Here is an 18227-nt window from a genome sequence, read left to right as displayed (position 1 = left end):
ATTAATCTTCCTCCAGTTTAGTGGGGTATTCGATTCCAGCAAAGTTGGCCAGGCGGCTCAATACCAGGTTCACATTTTGCATTTGTTCTAACCAGCGGTGGTAGTCCGCTTGGTTCTGTTCATTGTCAGGATCATTCAAGACCCGGGCAAAGTCACTCATTTCCGGAATCATTGGGTTTTTACCGTACAAGGGACTCAGAATCTGGCGTTGGTTTTCGCGAATGATGGAGGCTTCCGTTACTTCCCCTGCGCTATCAAACGTGATGATTTCGCGGCCGTGATAAATTTCAGAATTATGGGTCGAGGCCGAGATTTTACTGAAGTTCAACGTGACATCGAAATCCCCGTAGTTTAAGACTGCGGTTCCTTTCCCATCCACACCGGTAGAAATCATGGTTGGGTAGTAAGCCAGCCGTTCGGGTACCCCAAACAAACCAACGGCATCATAAACTGGGTACACTCCGAGGTCCGCTAACGCGCCACCCCCGAATTGCGGATTAAAGACGTTGGGCGTTTCTCCATTTAAGACCTTGTCGTAACGAGATGAGTACTGGCTAAAGGTAAAGTCAGCCCCGTCAATTCCATCAACATCGTTGAGATAGTCAGCCACCACCTGAAAGGCCGGCATGTGAACGTTACGAGCGGCTTCAAAAAAGTGAGCTTGTGGATGCAATGCTAACTCATCCAAAATGTTTTGGAACTGGTATTGGGTTAAAACCGCTGGCTTTTCCACAATCACATTCTTATCGTGTTGAATTGCTTGGATAATTTGAGAATGGTGCAAGACGTTTGGCGAAGCAATGTAAATCACGTCCACATCATCTGCTGACAAGAATCGGTCTAGGTCAGTATAAATCGTTACATCCCCATGCCCGTTGGCAATCTTTTCACCACTAGCTTCGTGGCGGGAGTAAACGGCCGTTAACAGGTAGTCACCGGTGGCATGGGCCGCTTCAATCATACGTTCCGTAATCCAGTTGGTTCCAATCGTTCCTAGTTTAATCATTTAAATCACTCTTTCTGCTTTCATTTTGTTTTAACACTTGCAGGTACTGATTCCATTGTACCTTACTCCCGTGAAAGGCCGTCATCCGAAAATCACTCCCCTTACCGTTATTATAAAGCTGATTCTGCTTGGTTAAACTGGCAAAGGTCACGTTTTTACCGGTTTGGGTCCGCGGCAGCATAAATTCCGTGTCCGGCAGGTCACGCAGCGCGCGGTAGTTCGCAAAACTAGTCTTAATGAGGACCGGACGGTTGGAATAACGCGCCGTCCAGGCAACCAGTTCTTGCAACCGTCGTTTCAGGCGCTTTTGATCCACATTTTCCGCGTTATAGTCGTTATAATAGGACACGTTAATCATAATCGGCAGGTCACCGATGTTATTGCCCAACGTTCGTTTCAGGTTCTGTTCCTGGTCCGGAATCGAGCTACTAAAACTATACTGATGATAGACCCCAACCTTCAGCCCCGAACCAATGCTACGGGTGTAATTATCGTTAAAGTCATCATCAGTAAACGTGGCTCCCTGGGTGGCACGGATGTAGACGTACTTCATCCCGTTCGTTTGCAATTGGTTAAAGTCGGCGTACTCATCCGTCTGGTCTAACATAACCCCGCGCACCGGGTAGTTGCGTAAAAAGGCCTGCTGGCGTTGATGACGATTGAGAACCAGGTTGAAAACGAGTCCTCCGGCTATCAGGAGCACGGCCACGATGCCAAGAATTACCAGTCGGTGCTTATTTTGCTGACTGCGATGATAATCGGTTCGCTTCACTGTGTTTCTCCATCCCCATTTACTTCGTTTTTGGTACCCTTATCTTACCATGATTGGCATGCTCTCGCTTGAAGTGCTCCCCAATTTCCCATATAATGTAAGCGTTACAATAGATTAAATAAAAGTTAGCTGACCCAGCTAAAATTCGCAATTAAGGGGAATTATTATGGAATACGTAATTGGGCTTGACATTGGAACCACCAGTACCAAAACGGTGCTCTATGACGAAGCAGGAAAGGTCCGCGGCTACTCCAACGACTTGTACAACTTGTATCAAGATACACCGGATATGGCCGAAGAGGATCCAGAGGAAATTTTTAGTGCCATCATCTCTGGGCTATCCAAGGTAATTGAAAAAGCCGATTTGAAACCCGGCGAACTTAAAGGAGTTTCGTACTCTTGTGCCATGCACAGTTTGATTTGTCTGGACGAAAACCACAAACCACTAACGCGGGCCATCACGTGGGCCGATAACCGGGCCGTTAACTATGCCGATGAACTCAAAAACAACGGCATCGGGATGGAACTGTACAAAAAGACGGGAGTTCCAGTCCATCCAATGACGCCGTTAACCAAGATCATGTGGATTCGCAACGAACGACCAGAAATCTACAAAAAGACCCGCTACTTTGTGGGAATCAAAGAGTACGTGAACTACAAATTCTTCGGCACATTAAAAGAAGACTACTCCATCGCAAACGCCACGGCCCTCTTCAACATTTTTAACATGGACTGGGACGACCAAGCCATGTCCGTTGCCGGGGTAACGCGTGACCAGTTACCTGAATTAGTCGACACCACCTACCAATTCCAAGGCATGAACGAACGCTACGCTAATATGATTGGAATCGACAAAGACATTCCGTTCGTAATCGGTGCTTCTGATGGTCCATTGGCGAACCTCGGGGTTGATGCCATTAAACCCGGTGTCGTTGCCGTTACAATCGGAACTTCTGGGGCCGTGCGGATTGTCAGTGACAAACCACGGATTGATCCGAAGGCTCGGGTCTTCTGTTACTACCTAGCCAAGGACATGTGGGTCATCGGCGGACCAGTTAACAACGGTGGAATCGTCTTCCGCTGGATTCGGGACCAAATCTGCTTACCCGAAAAAGTAACGGCCGAAGAAATGCACGTTGATGCCTACGACTTACTGACTAACATTGCTTCGTCCGTTCCCGCTGGTTCAGACGGCTTAATCTTCCTGCCATTCCTAGGGGGAGAACGAGCTCCTATCTGGGATGCCGATGCCCGGGGAACCTTCTTCGGATTAACCCGGCAACACACGAGGGCGAACATGATTCGGGCTGCTCTGGAAGGAATCGTTTACAACCTGTACACCGTAATGCTGGCCCTTTCCGAAGTGGTGGGTGAACCAACTAAGATTCAGGCCACCGGTGGTTTCGCCCGTTCCGAACTTTGGCGCCAAATGTTAGCTGATGTCTTTGAACAAGACGTTAACATCCCCGAAAGTGTAGAAGGAACGGCCTTGGGTGCCGCTGTATTAGGAATGTACAGCTTCAAGATGATTGATAGCTTGTACGACGTGGAGAAGTTTGTCGGGGTTACCAACACGCACAAACCGAACCCCGAAAACTACAAGGCTTACCGGGAATTAATTCCAATTTACATTCGCTTAAGTCGGGCCCTGAAACCCGAATACAAGAACATTGCTACGTTCCAACGGCAAAGTGAAAACGAACAAGACGATGAGCAAAAATAATTAATGAAAAGGCCTATCCATGTAAGGATGGGTCTTTTTGCTTGCCTTCATAATTGACACCCGTAATTAGGATATCTATACTTACTAATAATAAGAATCACCTAGCTAACTAGCGTCCTAATTAATTTGCAACTTACTAAAGGAGTTTATCATGAAATTTGATACCAAGTTATTGCACGGTGGCATCAGCGAAGATCCCACTACGGGTGCGGTTTCAATGCCCATCTACCGGGCCAGCACCTTTCACCAAAAGGAACTCGGTCATCCCGACTGGGAATACTCGCGGACGGGGAATCCGACCCGCCAGGCTTTGGAAGATTTAATGGCTGACTTAGAGGTCGGAACTGCGGGCTTTGCCTTTAGTTCCGGTTCGGCTGCCATTCATGCCGTCCTGTCGTTATTTTCCGCCGGTGACCATATCATTGTGGGCAATGATATCTATGGAGGAACTTTCCGTCTCATCAACCAGGTGATGAAACGCTTTGGCTTGGAATTTTCAACCGTAGACACCACTGATTTAGAGGCGGTCCAAACCGCCTTTCAGGACAATACCAAGGCCCTGTATCTCGAAACGCCGACTAATCCCCTCCTCCGGGTTTCTGATTTAGCAGCATTAAGTAAAATTGCCAAGCAACATGGGGCTTACACCATCGTAGACAATACCTTTGCGACGCCTTACAACCAACAACCGTTGACGCTAGGCGCTGACATCGTGGTGGCTTCTGGGACAAAGTACCTCGGTGGTCACAGTGATTTGATTGCCGGGATTGCGGTAACCAATGATGACCAGTTAACGGAACGAATCGGCTTCTTGCAAAATTCCATTGGGAGCGTCCTAGCCCCGGAAGAAGCATGGCTGTTACAACGAGGGATTAAGACGCTGGGGGCGCGGATGCGAATTCACGAGGAAAACACCCAGGCGATTTTCCAATTCCTTAGTCAGGATGACCACATTAGCAAGCTTTACTACCCTGGTGATCCCAACAATCCGGGCTATGCGACTGCCAAGCGGCAAATGCGCGGCTTTGGTGCCATGTTGTCGTTTGAACTCAAACCAGCGTACGAACCTAAACAGTTCATTGACCACCTGCACTTAATTACTCTGGCTGAAAGTCTCGGTGGCGTGGATAGCTTGATTGAAGTGCCCGCCATCATGACGCACGGTGCCATTCCGCGTGAGGAACGGATTAAGGATGGAATTCAAGACAATCTGATTCGACTGTCGGTTGGAATTGAAGATCAAGCGGATTTGATTGAGGATTTACAAACGGCGTTGCGTAGTTTGGATGATTAAAAAATAAAATAAAAAGTCGAGGAGCTTGGTGCTTCTCGACTTTTTTCGTTTATTCAGTAATCGCTCGTTTCATTTCCCGCACGTAGGCAGTTAATTGCGCCGGCGCTTGCTCACCGGCTTTATCAATCAATTCCACGATTTGACTCCCGACAATCACCCCGTCGGCCACTTGACTCATCGCGTAAGCCTGTTCTGGGGTATGAATCCCAAAGCCAATTGCAACGGGCGTATCCGTGTACTGACGAATCTCATCCGTCACAGCCCGTAAATCAGTTTGAAAATTATCCCGCGTTCCGGTCGTTCCCATGGACGAAACCACGTAGATAAAGCCGGTCGCCCGTTGCGCAATCTTTTTAATTCGGGCCTTGGAAGTCGGCGCCACCAGTTGAATCAGATCCAAATCAAATTCCTGTGTGACCACCAGCAACTCATCCTGTTCCTCGTACGGTAAGTCTGGAATAATCATTCCGGCCACGTTTAATTCCGCACACCGGCGGCAAAATTCCTGATACCCAACCTGGTAGACCAAGTTGGCGTAGGTCAAAAAGACCAGTGGCACGTCCGACTGCTCCCGGACCCGCCGAATCACAGCGAAGACGTCATCCGTCGTCACCTGCCGGTCCAGCGCGCGCTTATCGGCCGCTGCGATTACCGGACCATCTGCAACCGGGTCCGAGAATGGAATCCCAATTTCGATCAGATCCGCCCCGCCAGCGGCAAGTGCCAGAATGTTATCCACGGTTGCGTCCAGACTCGGATCTCCGGCCACAACAAACCCAACAAACGCCTTGTGGTTCGCAAAAATCTGTTCCACTTTACTCATCAATCTTCACCCCTTTGTAGCGTGCAATCGCGGCGACATCCTTGTCACCCCGCCCGGACAGCGTGCAAATAATCGTCTGGTCCGATCGCATCGTTGGTGCTAATTTTTCCACGTAAGCAACCGCGTGCGAACTTTCAATCGCCGCGATGATTCCTTCCGTCCTGGCAATAAATTCAAAGGCCTGCACGGCTTCGTCATCCGTAATCGGCACGTACTGTGCCCGCCCGGATTGGGATAGCGCCGCATGTTCAGGACCAATCCCCGGATAATCCAGACCGGCTGAAATCGAATACACCTCATCAATTTGCCCAGCCGGATTTTGCAGAAATTTGGACTTCATTCCGTGAAAAATTCCATCGGTTCCGTTGGTAATCGTGGCCGCTTGTTGCTGCGTATGTACGCCCTTTCCAGCTGCTTCACAACCGATTAATTGGACCGTTTCGTCATCCAGAAAGGAGGCAAAACTCCCGATCGCGTTGCTTCCACCGCCAACACAGGCCACCACAGCATCCGGCAGCTTTCCAGTGGCTTCCAGAATCTGTTGTTTGGCTTCAATGCTAATCACGCTTTGAAAGTCTCGAACCATCATGGGAAACGGATGGGGACCCACCGCGGATCCCAACACGTAGAATGCATCGGTTACATCAGCAACCCAAGCCTGCATGGCCGCGTTGACCGCGTCCTTCAGGACCATCGACCCGTTGGTCACCGCGTGGACCTGAGCACCCAACAATTCCATCCGAAAAACGTTCAAGCGTTGCCGTTCAGTGTCTTCTTTCCCCATGTAAATTTCACAATCCATCCCGAGTAAAGCGGCTACCGTTGCGGTCGCGACGCCGTGCTGACCGGCTCCGGTTTCAGCGATTAGCTTGCGCTTGCCCATGTAGCGCGCCACTAGGGCTTGCCCCAGGACGTTGTTAATCTTGTGTGCTCCAGTATGATTCAGATCTTCCCGTTTAAAGTAAATCTGAGCGCCCCCTAATTTTTCCTTCATGTGCTGAGCGTGATACAACAGCGACGGCCGGTTGGCGTAGTTATCCAGTAAGTCGTGTAATTCCCGTTGGAACTTCGGGTCCTCGCGTAATTTTAAATAGGTGGTTTCAATTTCATGCAGTTCCTGCATCAGGGTTTCCGGGACAAATTGCCCCCCGTACCCGCCAAATTTACCGTTGGTTGTCATCTTGATTTCCTCCTATAACTGGTGCACTAAGTCCGTTGGTGCTTGCATTTTCGTTACATCCTTCTGTCCGTTGGTTTCCACCCCACTCGAAACGTCCACGACCGCGGGGTTTACGATTGCCACGGCTTCCCGGACGTTAGTTAAGGTGATGCCTCCGGATAAAATTTCTGTTTTAGCTAAATGATGTGCTTCAAATTGCGTGGGAGCTTGGCCTCGGCCGCGACTAGCGTCAAACATCACGTAGTCGGCAGCTGGATCAATTTCCTCGGTCGTTTGCACCACCTGAATTAGTTGAACGTGGTGTTGGTGCAACTGATTGATCAAATCCGGAGGCAGGCTGCCGTAGTACTGCACCAGCTGAATTACCTGAGCCTGTACGGCCGCCAGCACCGTTTTCAAGTCAGCGCCTACAAAGACCCCGACCGCTGGGATGGTGGGATCCAAGGCTTGGGTTAACCGCCGAGCCGTCGCCAAATCCACCTGCCGGGAACTAGGGGCAAAAACCAAACCAACAAAATCCGGTTGCACTTGGTTAGCCTTGTCAATGTCAGCGAGCGTGTGGAGGCCACACAGTTTAATTTTCACCATCACGCAACTCCTTCAATTTAGCCACGGGATCTGCTGTCAGCATCATCGTTTCACCGACCAGAACGCCGTCCACGCCGATCTTACTCAATTCACGGATGTCAGCCGCCGTTTTGACCCCACTTTCCGCAATCATCAACGTGTCGGTAGGCACTGCTGCCCGGAGCTGCTTAGCATTGTCAAAGTTCACCGTGAAGTTTTTTAGGTTCCGGTTATTAATCCCGATGATCCGTGCGCCCGCAACAACCGCCCGTTGGACCTCCGTCGCGTTATGCGCTTCAAAGATGGCGGACAAGCCTAAGTGATTTGCCAGCGCAAGGAACTCGCATAGTTCCCGATCGGATAAAATGGTACAAATTAACAAAATGGCACTGGCGCCGGCCCGTTTTGCCGCATAAATCATGTACGGATCCACCGTAAAATCCTTGCGCAACACTGGCAGCGAGACGGTTTGAGTTACGGTCTCTAAATCGGCCAAACTGCCTTTAAAATAATCAGGTTCCGTCAGAACCGAAATGGCACTGGCGCCTGCTGTGGCGTAATCCCGGGCTAGTTGAGATACGTTAATCGTGGTTTTAATGTCCCCTTTGGAAGGGGAGGCGCGCTTAATTTCACAAATAAAGCTCAGTTGCGGGTGGCGCAGGGCTTGTTCAAACGGAAAGTCGGTGATCAGATCCAGCTCTTCTACCTGGGATTGTAATTCTGCCAGCGGTTGCTGCTCTTTAGCTCGGGCAACGCGTGCTTTGGTTACATTAGTTAAATCATCTAAAATCATGCGTCATCCTCCTCGTTGGTTGCGGCCACAAACTCCGCTAGTTTTTGCGCAGCCTTGCTACTGTCAATCGTTGCTGCAGCTACCTTTAAACCAGCTGCAATCGTTAAATCAGGTCGAGCCACGTGTAAGGCACAAGCGACGTTTAGTAGCACCACGTCTCGACGGGGACCCCGCTCGCCCCGCAAGATAGCGCGGGTAATCTCAGCGTTTTCTTGTGGAGTGCCACCGACTAAGTCCTCAGGTTGACACAGGGAAAGGCCCAGTGCTTCCGGATCAATGATTCCCGTGGTAATTTCGTGCTGATGTAACAGAGCAAAATGCGTCGTGGTTGTCAGGGTCACTTCGTCTAAGCCATCGTCACCGTGCACCACCAACGCCTCTTTGACTCCGAGTTGGTCTAACACCTGCGCCATTGGTTCTACCAAACTAACATCGTTCACACCCAATAATTGGTAGGTAGCGCCAGCCGGATTGGCCAGCGGTCCCAGGTAGTTAAACAGAGTGGGAATTTCTAGTTCACGACGCACCGGCGCCACGAAACGCATGGCTTGGTGATACTTTTGCGCAAATAAGAAACAAATCCCTTCGGTTGTCAAAGTGTGAGTTGCTTGGGCAGGACTCGTCGCTAGGTTGACGCCCAGGGCCTCGAGCACATCCGCCGCCCCACTTTTACTGCTGGCGGCGCGGTTCCCATGTTTAGCCACCGGGACGATGCCGGTAGCAGCTACCACTAATGCCGTGGTAGTCGAAATGTTAAAGGTATTGGCGTGATCTCCACCCGTGCCGACAATTTCGAGCACGTCCTGTTGCGGTTGAATCTGGGTGGCGTGTTCGCGTAACGAAGCGGCGGCCCCACTAATTTCAGCTACCGTAGCACCCTTGCTGGCGAGGCCCATTAAAAAGGCGGCTTGTTCGCTGGGGGTGGTTCCATCGTTCATCATTTCGTCTAACACAGCGTGGGTTTGGGCAGCAGTTAAATCGTGGCGTTGGCTCAATAACGTAATTGCGGTTTTAATCATAGTTAACTCCTTTTATTATTCCTAGTTTTGATCAGCTTCAATCCGGCATTGCCATCGCTTGCTTTCCATAAGTTGCATTCCTCCCTGGATTTTCCAACCAACAAAAAAACCGCCCTTAACTAACTGTTGTAGTTAAGGACGGTTTCCCGCGGTGCCACCTTGAATTTGGGTAAAAGACGGTCCTTCCCAGCGAAAGATCGTCTTTTACCCCACTTAACAGAGAACCATCATCCTCCTGACAACTGACGTATGTCTGCACGTCAAACCATACTTGCACTGCGTTCCGGTTTGCCCTCGATGGTCCATTTAACTAACTGCGTTCGGCTGCCATTCTCACCACCGGCAACTCTCTGGGCGGGCACATTAGTTTTAATCTCCATCTCAACGGTTTCTGTGGGTTGGATTTAATTGTTGCTAATCATAACGAGCAATAAAATCATTGTCAAGAATAAATTTAAATTTTTTTAGCATTGACATTAACTTTGAAATGTTTTAGGCTAAGAAAAATCAATTTGAACCGTCGATAACTACAACCAAATTAGTTATCTAAAACCGATGACGTGGAGATCAAGATTACGCGACCTTGTCAGCGAAATGATGGTGGTGAGAGATCAGTCAAGCAACCCGTAGTTAAATGGACCACCGAGGGCACTATCAAAGGCCGAGCACCGAGTACTTAGTGACGTGTTGGAATACGTCAGTTTCCGGGAGAATGATTGTTCTTCGCTGAGGCGGGTGGGGCTTTTTTTAAGCACCCTCCAATTAAGGTGGCACCGCGGATCAAACTGTCCGTCCTTAACAATTACTTGTTATAGGCGGACTTTTTTTATGCTCTTTATTTTGGAGGTTACACAATGACAAATTATGTAAGACATGTTACTAAGTATTACGACCCCGACTTTAATCCCACTCAGATCATGGCGCAGGCTCATCAAGAGCATCCCGGCGCTGGTTACCTGTTTGATCTCACAGGTCAGCCGGCTTTTAATGATCAGCGCATCATTTACTTGGGGTTGCATCCGCAACAACGGATTACCTATCGGAACCACGTGATTACAACCAACGGGAACTCTGTTTCAAAAAAACTGCAACCTTACCTCGAACAATTACTGCAGGAATATCATTTCGATGCAGCAGACCAACCACTCCCCTTTTCTGGCGGATTAGTGGGGTACCTGTCCTACGATTATAGTCGTGAACTCTTTCCCAACATTCCGGCAGTGGCTAATCCATACGATTTTGATGATGCCGTTTTTCTCCTCTTCACAGAAGTAGTGGGCTTTGCTACAGAAACGAACGAAGTTACTCTGATTCAGAATCTGCCCGCGGGTGAACCAGACACGTTAGCGGAATTGAGGCAAGAGCTGCAGCGCTTACAGGCTAGCTTTACCACTGCACCCCCATTGCACCTAACGCAGCCCCTGCAACCAGGCTACGACCAACCGACCTATACCCGATTGATTGATCAAGTTGTCGACCATATTTATCGGGGTGACATTTTCCAACTCATCTTGTCCAATCCCCTGGTCGGTCAGGTCACGGGGAGTCTGCTCGCGTTGTACCAGGAACTCACGGGAAACTACCATTGTTACTTCAGCTGTGGCGACTTTCAAGCAGCCACTGCTTCGCCCGAAACCTTACTGCGAAAGAAGGGCTCGCACCTCGCTACTTTTCCGTTAGCCGGAACCAGGCGCCGGGGCAAAAATACTGCCGAGGACGAACAAATGGCGCAAGAACTACTAAGCGATCCCAAGGAAAGTGCCGAGCACAACATGCTCGTCGACTTGGGTCGTAATGATCTGGGAGCTGTGAGCCAGTTTAACTCTGTTCGGGTCACCGAACACATGCAGTTGCACAAATATCAACAGGTCATGCACCTCGCTTCGACCGTTGAAAGTGAGATTGAGCCCAAGCAGTCTGCACTTGATGCCCTCCAAGCCGTCTTTCCCGCCGGAACCTTATCCGGAGCGCCCAAGAGTTCGGCCCTCAAAATCATTGCCCAACTCGAGCAACAAAAACGCGGGCTCTACGGTGGGACCTTTGGCTACCTCGACTTTAACGGCGACTGTGACTTTGCCATCGGAATTCGTTTGGCGCAGCAAAAAGGAGACCAACTGCTGGTGCAATCGGGCGCGGGAATCGTGGCTGACAGCGTTGGAAAGCACGAATATCAAGAATGTTTCAATAAAACTCGAGTGGTGCACCAGGCACTGGCAGGAGCCACTCATCAGGAGGTCCTAGCAGATGATTTTATTGATTGATAACTACGACAGTTTTACGTATAACCTGTATCAACTGCTCGGTCAGTTTACAACCGACATCCAGGTGATCAAAAACGACGAGCTGACGGTGACTGAGATTCAGGCACTCCACCCAGCCGGAATCGTCCTTTCTCCCGGTCCTGGAAATCCGGATGATGCGGGAGTGAGTTTGGACGTGGTGCGCCAGTTACAAGGTCAGATTCCAATGCTCGGCGTCTGCATGGGCTTACAAGTCATGATTCAAGCTTGTGACGGACAGGTAGTTCCCGCCCAACACTTGATGCACGGAAAAACTTCCCGGTTACAACTTGATGATACCAGTGTCCTCTTTCGCGGGGCGGGAACAACTGGAACGGTCGCTCGTTATCACTCCCTAGTCGGTGAACGAGCTTCCCTTCCGGTTGAGTTTAGGATAACAGCCGTCGATGAGCATCAAGAATTAATGGCGGCTGAAATTCCCAGCCAACGGATGTATGGCGTTCAGTTTCATCCGGAATCGATTTTGACGGAAGCTGGTTTGGGGGAACGGATTGTGGAGAATTTTTTGAAGATTGTATATGAAAATAATGAAATATAAAGCAGCGGTAGAGTATTTTTATGATGATAATCCTCTTAGTTATATAAGGAAAAATATGAACTAACGAAGATAATCAAAAATGAATTAAATTCTACAACAAGGAACAATTTCAAATAAAATTAGGTGGCTTATCGCTGATAAAATATCAGGAACAAATCACCTAATTACAATAAATATTTATTTTAAATCATATGGTACAGATCAAAATGATCCATTTTAGCGTAAAGACTTATGATAACCGGCCGCTTGCGCATCTGCTTCAGAATTAAAGTAAACTACGTTGCTACTACTAATTCGATAGTTTGCTTGATCGGCAGTATGATAAGTCATGGTTTTACTATTACCAACAACTGATCCGGACGTACTGTTAACTTTTGTTGAATCATCTGCTTGCTGATTGTTGAGAGAAGAATTTGATTGATTAACAGGTTGATTGCTATTTTGCTTGTCTGAATCATCATTTTGTTGATTTTGTTCTTGCTGATTATTTTTATCTTCTTGTTGATTATTTTCGTTTTGCTTTTGAACGTCATCTTTCTTTTGTTCAGGATTATCATCTTTTTGTTTTTTATTTTCAGTTTCTTTATCATTCTTTTCTTTTTGGTCGTTGCTATTTTCACTTTTTTTAGGTTTAGGTTTTTGTTTATTGTTATTATGCTTTTGGCTTGTTTGCTGATTACTTGAATGATTAGCTTTTTGATTACCATTTGTTTCACCAGCAAATCCAATTGCAAATAATGCAATAATAACTAGAATCAATCTGGATGTCCATTGTGATTTTCTTTTCTCTTTGGCTTTATTTCGATTTTGATAAAGTTGAATGCCACAATAAATCAATAGAATAAACAATACTAAAATGCCTAAACTAGTTAGTATTTCTATTCTTAGTGAACCAATTAGCAGTACGCTCCCTAAAACTAAACTACCATATATTAACCAAAAGTTTTTTTCTGCTGGAGATTTAGAATTATTACGGTTTTTATTTAAATAGTAAATTCCAACAGCAATTAAAATAATTCCGACAATAAAATAAAAAGGTCTCACGACAAGTTCTCCTAATAAAAATTTAAGTTATTTTTATTTCATTTTATCAATGATTAAATTGAATTACTATACAGATTGCTAATTAGACAATTCCTGAACTGAAAGTTTCTTCGAAAAATTAAAAGTAAAAATCGATAATATTTAAAAATGGATTAAATGCCATAAAATAGAAAGAAATAAAATAAAATTAGGCAGATTATCGCTGATAAAATATCAGAAACAATCCGCCTAATTATAATAAATGTTCACTTTAACTTATAAGGTATAGATATCTGATGAGGAATACTGTTTAAGATACAATAATTAATTACAGATTAAATAGGTATTTCCTTTTGATCTTGTTAGAGCAACATAAAAACTATTTTTTGTTTTTGGGTTTAGATTATATAGATTATTTTCTCTTAATTTTGTTTTCACCGTTTTAGTTAGAATTATTGCGACATTATTATAAGTATCTCCTTTTGAATATCCCCATTTATTATATGGCTCAAAATTGCCATATTCATTATGATTACTATTCCAATATAACTTTACAATATTTTTATCATTTAATATTTCAGTAATTCGTTTTGAGTCTTTTTCAATAGTTACTTCACCATCACCATTTGATTTAGAAAATATGTTAATTCCCAAATTATCTCTAATAAAATCACAAGTTTTCGGAGGACATCTATATGATCTTTTTAAACTATTTTCATCTATTGCAATATTATGCTTCGTTTTTAAATCGAATTTGAATTTATCAAAATTACCTTCTTTATACGGAGAAAGATTCCTTTGATCAGACATAGAAACCTGGCTTTGAAAAAAATCTCCAAACATTGTTAATTTTGCATCATTCAAATAATCAGATATTTGCATAAGTAAATCAAAATCTTTACCCGTAAAATCCTGAAATTCATCTATATATATATTGTCTGTGAAGTAATTCAATCTTTTTATTATCAACTTTTTTGTACAAGCCTTTTGATTATTAAACAATTCCGATAATCTAGATGCATATAGTTGTTTATTTCTATTAACGTAATGTCTATAATCGTCATTTTTACGATACTTATGATTAGATTTACCATTTATTCTTTGAGGTTCTGGAGTTTCAATTGTAATTCCTTCTGATATACAAAAATTATCTTTACCGACTTTAATAATTTTTTTAAAAGGTATTATAAGCCAATAATATAAAAATTTTGTATAAGTTAAAACAATTGTATTTTCAGGTATTCCTTCATCACAAAATTTCTGTATTCCTATTTTTATATTTTCGACATTTTGATTAGTAAAAGTAATTAATAAATTATTTTTATCTTTGTTATAACTTATTTCTTTTCCAATTTCTGTCGTCTTACCGGAACCCGCTACTGCAAATACAATTTTAGAATTATTTCCCTTTTTCAAGATATTCAAAACCTCTTTTTATATAATTAGGAATATCAATATTAGTGTCCATATTATCCTTCATATGGTCAAAAAGTTTTATTGCAAAACCCGTTTTATCATTCTTCATTTTACTGATAATCTCTTCTGGATTTTCATCGCTTAAATTTAAAATACTCTTTATAAGATCTTTATTTGCATTAGACTCGTTATATAAAGCATTTTCAAATGTTAAATTACTTTTGTCAGCTTCTGTAAAAACATTGATATAATTCTCACTATCGTTGAATGAATCAAAATAATTTATTCTATTTTGATTCCCATCATTATCTATGAAAGCAGCCGTATACTTTTTTAAATCGTTTGCTATTTCTACAAATCGTTTATATTTTATTCCATTCATAGTTAATATTTCTATTTTTTCACTATCAAGTGTTTTTTCTTCATACATTTTTTGAAAAAATATTGGAAATAAAATAAATTCCGATGGACCTTCAACTAACATAACTTTATTAGCTAAAATAAATGTTAATATGTCAAAATTACCAGCTTTTTCAAAAAACGATTGTGTATCTTCATGAAGATTCTTCAATGATTTAGATTTAGAATTGTTAATCCAAATTGCTTTACTCAAATTTAACTTATTCAAAATCATAGATTCATGTGTAGTTAAAATTATTTGGCAATCATTTTTTCTTTTTATAATCAATGAAATTTGCTTTTTGGTATTTGAAAAACTTAGATGATTCTCAGGTTCTTCAATTAAAATCAATTTTGAATCGTTTTTATTATTTAAAGAAAGCTCCGTTTTTAAAAGTTCCTCTTCACCAGAACCCATATCACTTATCGAAATGTCATTTTCTTCAATATCTAATAATTTATCTAGTTTGCTTTTTTCTTCATTAACAGAAAATTTTTTATCATCATCCAAAAATAAAGACTCTTTATGCTCATAAGAAATTTCATTAATTAACTTTTTCATTTGATTACTAAATTTATATTCAATTTTTGTTCTTTCTATTGAATCAATTTTACTGTTAAACAGATTTCGAGAATATGATCCATAAACATCATTTTTATTTATAGAATTATCAATAATTATTGATTTTAAAGGATTTTGGAATCTTTTATATGAGCAACCAGCAAAAGTAGTCCACGTTGACTTATAATAATCAGTTGGGATAATATAACTTGAATTTAGTTCATCAATACTAATAACATCCTCAAAACTTTCATCGAATTTAAATTCAAAAGTAATCCCATATTTAGGTTCATTATTATAGGAATGTAATTCAGAATAATTGGTTCCATTGAATTTACTTAAATTAATATCTTGTTCATTATCAAAATTAAAGTATGCTTCTATTTTTATATAGGGTAGCTCTTTTATATCTTTAATGTCATTATTTTTAAATTCGTCTATAGAACTTTTATTAAATAAATGATTGACGAAGTTGGGATTGTTAAAGAATATGTATTGGTTGAGCACTATACCAATTGATTCTAATATACTTGTTTTTCCAACTCCATTTTCACCAACAATAATATTTAAATCCTTATTAAAATCCATTTCGAAATCTTTAAAGGTTTTATAATTATGTATTTTAATTTTTTCTAAATAACCCACTGATTTTCTCCTATTGTAATAAATTAACAGTAAATAAATTAGTTTATGAAACTATAACATTTAAAACATATTTTTGCATTATTTTTACAAATTATTCTTATATATAAGTAACTTTTTTCTTAAAAGACTAACTAGTTATAATTTTTCATCCAGTCATGAAACTCTGGATGCTTCTCGTCATCATAATTGCCATTCTCGTCAAATTCAACGGTTTCAATTGGAATTTGGCTTAGTACTTGCTTCCAATCATCTGCACTTGGAAATTTTTGCTCCATGGTTTCTCCTCTAATATCAATCACTCTAATTATTTAATTAGTGGTATTATATCCTCAAATTCAATCATTAGCCAATCCCAGCCAAAAGTGATACAGTTTTAATTGTGCACCATCAAATTCAACAGATTGGAGTCCTTCTCATGCTTAACTCAGTTTATGATTACAAAACCAAAGAACTAAACGGCGATCCGATTGATTTTTCCGACTTTAAAGGTAAGGTCATCCTCGTGGTTAACACCGCCAGCAAGTGCGGTTTAGCCGGACAATTAAAGGATTTGGAAAAGCTATACAAAAAATACCACAACCAAGGTTTAGAAGTAATCGGCTTTCCTTCCAACCAATTCTTAACGGAACTGAAGGATTCGAAAAACATTACCGAATATTGCCAGATTCACTACGGCGTCACTTTCCCCATCACCCAAACCATTAAGGTCAATGGCGCAGACACCGACCCGTTATTCTCCTACCTGAAGAAAGAATCCGGCCACGGTCCCCTCAAATGGAACTACACCAAGTTCTTGATTGGCAAGGACGGCAAGTTGATTCACCGTTACGCTCCAATTACGAACCCAGAAAAATTGGAACCTGAAATTCAAAAGGCATTACAAGCCTAAATAAAAAACTCGTAGAAATGAAATCTCATTTCTGCGAGTTTTTTGCTGCTCTATTTTTTAATCGAATCCCCATTTGGCAACGGTGGTAACCCATTGTCGGGCAATGAGAACGAATCTAACAAGCCCTTGGTCCAGGACGTTTGTTTCAACTGTTCCGGTGAAATCTCATGTACAATTTCATCCGCCTGATCATTGTCCACTTTATAACCAAACAACGGATCAATCAAACTGCCCCGGGCCATCCCGACCATGTCCATATAGTGGTTAACGGCATCCAGCGCTGCTTCGACACTAAATATACCGCCAACCGCCAACAATTTCGTTTCGTCATCGAGCGATTCCCGGTAAATTTGCGTGTAACTCAGCTTGCTGTCCTTGGGACCATCGTAATAGTGGCCAAAGATGGAAACGTGCAGGTAATCCAGCTTCAACTTGTTCAGTTCCTTCACTAACTGGTTAGAATCAGCAATTGTGTAACCACTGCCGTCATGATGCAGTTCTTCAGGACTAATCCGGTAACCGACAATAAAGTATTGGGGAGCGTACTGATTGACTATCCGCAAAACTTCCTTCGTAACTGCTAGAGGAAAACGCATCCGATTGGTCAATGAGCCTCCCCACTCGTCTGTACGCCGGTTCGAATACGTCGACATAAATTGTTGTAACAAATAATGATTAGCTCCATGAATTTCAACGCCATCAAAACCTGCGTCAATGGCCCGTTTCGTAGCTAAACCAAAGTCACGGATAATTGAATGAATTTGATCAGTGGTTAATTCTAAAACTTGATAATCCAACTTCGGGAAATGAATGGCGCTCGGACCAAACGTATATCCGTGTTCTGCGCCAAAGCCGTTACTGCGTAGCCCACCGTGGTTAATTTGCAAAATGGCTTTTGCGCCGTCTTGTTTCATCGTGGTGGCAAGCGCCTTAATCGATTCCAAGTGCTGATTATCATAAATCCCGAGTTGTTGCCCAAAGGGACCGCCGCCACTAGGTCCTCCATTTTCACTGACGTAGTGATATTCAGTAATCAACATCCCGGCGGTCTTACTACGAGCCGCATAGTATTGCAACGTATCTGCAGTTGCTCTTCCATCCGCCGTTCCCGACGAGGTCAACATCGGTGGCATAAACAACCGCCCGTTTACTGTAACTCCGCGGCGAAATGTAACTGAATCCGTTAGTTTACGTGTGATGATGGATTCCTCCTTCTCAAAATCTCGTTCTTAATAAGCTAACATTTGTAGCTAAATTATAGCTGGATTCCGAGAAATA

At 43.4% G+C, this 18227-nt stretch carries 17 protein-coding genes; 5 read left to right on the top strand and 12 right to left on the bottom strand.

Annotated elements, in window-relative coordinates:
- Position 1: 1 nt before the first annotated feature.
- Both M3M38_RS06485 and M3M38_RS06480 read right to left on the bottom strand, forming a co-directional pair.
- On the bottom strand, positions 2 to 1006 hold the full coding sequence (locus M3M38_RS06485; protein WP_252813966.1) for a Gfo/Idh/MocA family protein: 1005 nt from the start codon (positions 1004 to 1006) through the stop codon (positions 2 to 4).
- Entirely contained in the window at positions 999 to 1778 is a 780-nt protein-coding gene (locus M3M38_RS06480; protein WP_252813965.1) for a GH25 family lysozyme, read from the bottom strand. The genes M3M38_RS06485 and M3M38_RS06480 overlap by 8 nt, the downstream gene beginning before the upstream one ends.
- 166 nt (positions 1779 to 1944) lie before the next feature.
- Here M3M38_RS06480 and gntK point away from each other — a divergent pair, with 166 nt between their 5' ends.
- Both gntK and M3M38_RS06470 read left to right on the top strand, forming a co-directional pair.
- Positions 1945 to 3501, top strand: coding sequence for a gluconokinase (gene gntK, locus M3M38_RS06475; RefSeq protein WP_252813964.1), 1557 nt, complete (start codon positions 1945 to 1947; stop codon positions 3499 to 3501).
- 151 nt (positions 3502 to 3652) lie between these two features.
- Positions 3653 to 4795, top strand: a complete 1143-nt coding sequence (locus tag M3M38_RS06470; RefSeq protein ID WP_252813963.1) for a trans-sulfuration enzyme family protein — start codon at positions 3653 to 3655, stop codon at positions 4793 to 4795.
- A 49-nt stretch (positions 4796 to 4844) separates the two neighbouring features.
- On the opposite strand, the gene trpA is transcribed toward M3M38_RS06470, so the two are convergent.
- Genes trpA through trpD form a run of 5 tightly spaced genes read right to left on the bottom strand, consistent with a single transcriptional unit; the run spans position 4845 to position 9177 of the window.
- Positions 4845 to 5618, bottom strand: a complete 774-nt coding sequence (gene trpA / locus M3M38_RS06465; protein ID WP_252813962.1) for a tryptophan synthase subunit alpha — start codon at positions 5616 to 5618, stop codon at positions 4845 to 4847.
- Positions 5611 to 6798, bottom strand: a complete 1188-nt coding sequence (trpB, locus tag M3M38_RS06460; protein ID WP_252813961.1) for a tryptophan synthase subunit beta — start codon at positions 6796 to 6798, stop codon at positions 5611 to 5613. The genes trpA and trpB overlap by 8 nt, the downstream gene beginning before the upstream one ends.
- Before the next feature lie 12 nt (positions 6799 to 6810).
- Complete coding sequence (locus tag M3M38_RS06455) at positions 6811 to 7386, bottom strand: phosphoribosylanthranilate isomerase (RefSeq protein ID WP_252813960.1); 576 nt, start codon at positions 7384 to 7386, stop codon at positions 6811 to 6813.
- A complete protein-coding gene (trpC, locus tag M3M38_RS06450) occupies positions 7373 to 8158 on the bottom strand; it encodes an indole-3-glycerol phosphate synthase TrpC (RefSeq protein ID WP_252813959.1) in 786 nt (261 codons plus the stop codon). The genes M3M38_RS06455 and trpC overlap by 14 nt, the downstream gene beginning before the upstream one ends.
- Positions 8155 to 9177: an anthranilate phosphoribosyltransferase gene (gene trpD, locus M3M38_RS06445; protein ID WP_252813958.1), complete on the bottom strand. Its 1023-nt coding sequence runs from the start codon at positions 9175 to 9177 to the stop codon at positions 8155 to 8157. Before trpD ends, trpC begins: the two co-directional genes overlap by 4 nt.
- Before the next feature lie 854 nt (positions 9178 to 10031).
- Between trpD and M3M38_RS06440 the strand changes: the two genes are divergently transcribed.
- Together M3M38_RS06440 and M3M38_RS06435 are read left to right on the top strand one after the other, a co-directional pair.
- Positions 10032 to 11438: an anthranilate synthase component I family protein gene (locus M3M38_RS06440; RefSeq protein WP_252813957.1), complete on the top strand. Its 1407-nt coding sequence runs from the start codon at positions 10032 to 10034 to the stop codon at positions 11436 to 11438.
- The gene (locus tag M3M38_RS06435) at positions 11422 to 12015 is read left to right on the top strand and encodes an anthranilate synthase component II (protein WP_252813956.1); all 594 of its coding nucleotides are present in this window, start codon (positions 11422 to 11424) and stop codon (positions 12013 to 12015) included. The genes M3M38_RS06440 and M3M38_RS06435 overlap by 17 nt, the downstream gene beginning before the upstream one ends.
- Positions 12016 to 12231: 216 nt before the next feature.
- Here the strand turns inward: M3M38_RS06435 and M3M38_RS06430 are convergent, their stop codons facing one another.
- The 4 genes from M3M38_RS06430 to M3M38_RS06415 all read right to left on the bottom strand — a co-directional run bounded on the left by M3M38_RS06430 (position 12232) and on the right by M3M38_RS06415 (position 16335).
- Positions 12232 to 13059, bottom strand: coding sequence for a tetraspanin family protein (locus M3M38_RS06430; RefSeq protein WP_252813955.1), 828 nt, complete (start codon positions 13057 to 13059; stop codon positions 12232 to 12234).
- A 303-nt stretch (positions 13060 to 13362) separates the two neighbouring features.
- Positions 13363 to 14454: a hypothetical protein gene (locus M3M38_RS06425; RefSeq protein WP_252813954.1), complete on the bottom strand. Its 1092-nt coding sequence runs from the start codon at positions 14452 to 14454 to the stop codon at positions 13363 to 13365.
- Entirely contained in the window at positions 14438 to 16060 is a 1623-nt protein-coding gene (locus M3M38_RS06420) for an ATP-dependent nuclease (protein WP_252813953.1), read from the bottom strand. The genes M3M38_RS06425 and M3M38_RS06420 overlap by 17 nt, the downstream gene beginning before the upstream one ends.
- A gap of 131 nt (positions 16061 to 16191) precedes the next feature.
- A complete protein-coding gene (locus M3M38_RS06415) occupies positions 16192 to 16335 on the bottom strand; it encodes an AbrB family transcriptional regulator (RefSeq protein WP_252813952.1) in 144 nt (47 codons plus the stop codon).
- A 140-nt stretch (positions 16336 to 16475) separates the two neighbouring features.
- On the opposite strand from M3M38_RS06415, the gene M3M38_RS06410 reads away from it, so the two are divergent.
- A complete protein-coding gene (locus tag M3M38_RS06410; RefSeq protein WP_252813951.1) occupies positions 16476 to 16949 on the top strand; it encodes a glutathione peroxidase in 474 nt (157 codons plus the stop codon).
- Positions 16950 to 16999: 50 nt separating this feature from the next.
- Here the strand turns inward: M3M38_RS06410 and M3M38_RS06405 are convergent, their stop codons facing one another.
- Positions 17000 to 18148: an oxidoreductase gene (locus M3M38_RS06405; RefSeq protein ID WP_252814882.1), complete on the bottom strand. Its 1149-nt coding sequence runs from the start codon at positions 18146 to 18148 to the stop codon at positions 17000 to 17002.
- Positions 18149 to 18227: the final 79 nt, after the last annotated feature.

The sequence above is a fragment of the Fructilactobacillus cliffordii genome, from assembly GCF_024029355.1.
GTDB classification, from domain to species: Bacteria; Bacillota; Bacilli; order Lactobacillales; family Lactobacillaceae; genus Fructilactobacillus; species Fructilactobacillus cliffordii.
The sequence above is the reverse complement of the archived record's forward strand: the minus strand, read 5'-3'. Positions and strand labels throughout refer to the sequence as shown.

Excerpts from the sequence above, each read along its gene's own strand:
- M3M38_RS06410 (WP_252813951.1), top strand. The coding sequence starts at position 16,476 with ATGCTTAACTCAGTTTATGATTACAAAACCAAAGAACTAAACGGCGAT.
- M3M38_RS06435 (WP_252813956.1), top strand. The coding sequence starts at position 11,422 with ATGATTTTATTGATTGATAACTACGACAGTTTTACGTATAACCTGTAT.
- trpB (WP_252813961.1), bottom strand. The coding sequence starts at position 6,798 with ATGACAACCAACGGTAAATTTGGCGGGTACGGGGGGCAATTTGTCCCG.
- gntK (WP_252813964.1), top strand. The coding sequence starts at position 1,945 with ATGGAATACGTAATTGGGCTTGACATTGGAACCACCAGTACCAAAACG.
- M3M38_RS06485 (WP_252813966.1), bottom strand. The coding sequence starts at position 1,006 with ATGATTAAACTAGGAACGATTGGAACCAACTGGATTACGGAACGTATG.
- M3M38_RS06455 (WP_252813960.1), bottom strand. The coding sequence starts at position 7,386 with ATGGTGAAAATTAAACTGTGTGGCCTCCACACGCTCGCTGACATTGAC.
- M3M38_RS06415 (WP_252813952.1), bottom strand. The coding sequence starts at position 16,335 with ATGGAGCAAAAATTTCCAAGTGCAGATGATTGGAAGCAAGTACTAAGC.
- M3M38_RS06470 (WP_252813963.1), top strand. The coding sequence starts at position 3,653 with ATGAAATTTGATACCAAGTTATTGCACGGTGGCATCAGCGAAGATCCC.
- M3M38_RS06440 (WP_252813957.1), top strand. The coding sequence starts at position 10,032 with ATGACAAATTATGTAAGACATGTTACTAAGTATTACGACCCCGACTTT.
- trpA (WP_252813962.1), bottom strand. The coding sequence starts at position 5,618 with ATGAGTAAAGTGGAACAGATTTTTGCGAACCACAAGGCGTTTGTTGGG.
- trpC (WP_252813959.1), bottom strand. The coding sequence starts at position 8,158 with ATGATTTTAGATGATTTAACTAATGTAACCAAAGCACGCGTTGCCCGA.
- trpD (WP_252813958.1), bottom strand. The coding sequence starts at position 9,177 with ATGATTAAAACCGCAATTACGTTATTGAGCCAACGCCACGATTTAACT.